Origin of the sequence: Nocardioides lacusdianchii (genome assembly GCF_020102855.1) — a bacterium.
Lineage (GTDB): Bacteria > Actinomycetota > Actinomycetes > Propionibacteriales > Nocardioidaceae > Nocardioides > Nocardioides lacusdianchii.
Map to the genome: position 1 here is coordinate 1 of NZ_JADHZD010000044.1, position 1,314 is coordinate 1,314.

Here is a 1,314-nt window from a genome sequence, read left to right on the forward strand (position 1 = left end):
TGAGGTTCCCCCCGGACCGTAGAGGCATCGACAATGAGGATCGAGATGCCAGAGAAGCGGAAGAAGTACGACCGGGAGTTCCGTGAGGGAGCTGTCCGGATCGTCGAAGAGACCAACAAGCCGATCGCGCAGGTCGCTCGTGACCTCGGCGTGAACGAGGGCACCCTGGGCAACTGGGTCGCTCGTGCACGCGAGGCCGCCGAGGACACCCGGGGGCTGTCGAAGGACGACGTCGAAGAGCTCAAGCGGCTCCGTGCCGAAGTCGCCGAGCTCCGGATGGAGCGTGATGTCCTCAAGCGATCCGTGGTCCTGTGGGTCAAGGAGGCGACGAAGTGAGCGTGGCACGCTTCATCGCCGACCAGAGGACCACCCACCGCGTGCCACACACGGTCGTCTGTGCCCTGCTCGGGGTCAGCCTGGCGTGGTTCTACAAGTGGCTCGGACGGGCCGAGAGCCCCGGCGCGGCCAACGGGCTGCACACGACGCGGGACCGGCGCCGCGACACGGTCGATCGTGCCGTGCGGGTTGCGTTCGGCAAGGCCCGGGGGCTGCACGGTTCGCCGCGGTTGGTCCACGACCTGCGTGATGCGGGCTGGACGGTGTCGGAGAAGACGGTCGCTGACTCGATGCGCCGACAGGGCTTGGTGGCCCGGCGGATCAGGCGCAGGAACGGGCTGACCCGGCAGGACAAGACGGCGCCGAAGTTCCCCGATCTGCTCAAGCGGGACTTCACCGCCCCCCGGCCGAATGCCCGCTGGGTCGGCGACATGACAGAGATCCCGACCGCGGCCGGGAAGCTGTACCTGGCGACGGTGATCGACCTGTACTCCCGTCGTCTCCTGGGTGCCGCGACGTCGCTGCATCCAGACGCCGAGCTGGCCTGCGCGGCGATCAAGATGGCTGTCGCGAGCCGCGGCGGCGTGGACGCGGTCAACGGCCCGGACTGGTGCAAGGACGAGAGCAAGCGGGTCATCTTCCACACCGATAGGGGCTCGACCTACACGGCGAACTCGTTCACCAAGCTCTGCCGCCAACTTGGCATCCGGCAGTCGATGGGCCGGGTCGGGTCGTGCTTCGACAACGCCGCAGCCGAGGCGTTCTTCTCGAGCCTGGAGTGGGAGGTCCTCTCACGCCACGAGTTCACCAACACCGGCCAGGCCCAGACGGTCGTGCTGGACTGGTGCTACGGGTTCTACAACCACCAACGCCGGCACAGCTCGGCGGGCATGATGAGCCCGGTCAACTACGAGGACACAGCGGCCCCCGACCGGGAAGCCGCATAGAGAAGCCCTCCACGATTCGGGGGGAACCACA

At 67.6% G+C, this 1,314-nt stretch carries 2 protein-coding genes; both read left to right on the forward strand.

Going from position 1 to position 1,314, the window contains the following annotated elements; genetic code table 11:
• Positions 1-45: 45 nt before the first annotated feature.
• Positions 46-336, forward strand: coding sequence for a transposase (locus tag IRX98_RS22375; RefSeq protein WP_224280562.1), 291 nt, complete (start codon positions 46-48; stop codon positions 334-336).
• Positions 333-1,283, forward strand: a complete 951-nt coding sequence (locus IRX98_RS22380) for an IS3 family transposase (RefSeq protein WP_224280564.1) — start codon at positions 333-335, stop codon at positions 1,281-1,283. Before IRX98_RS22375 ends, IRX98_RS22380 begins: the two co-directional genes overlap by 4 nt.
• The last annotated feature ends 31 nt before the right edge of the window (positions 1,284-1,314 follow it).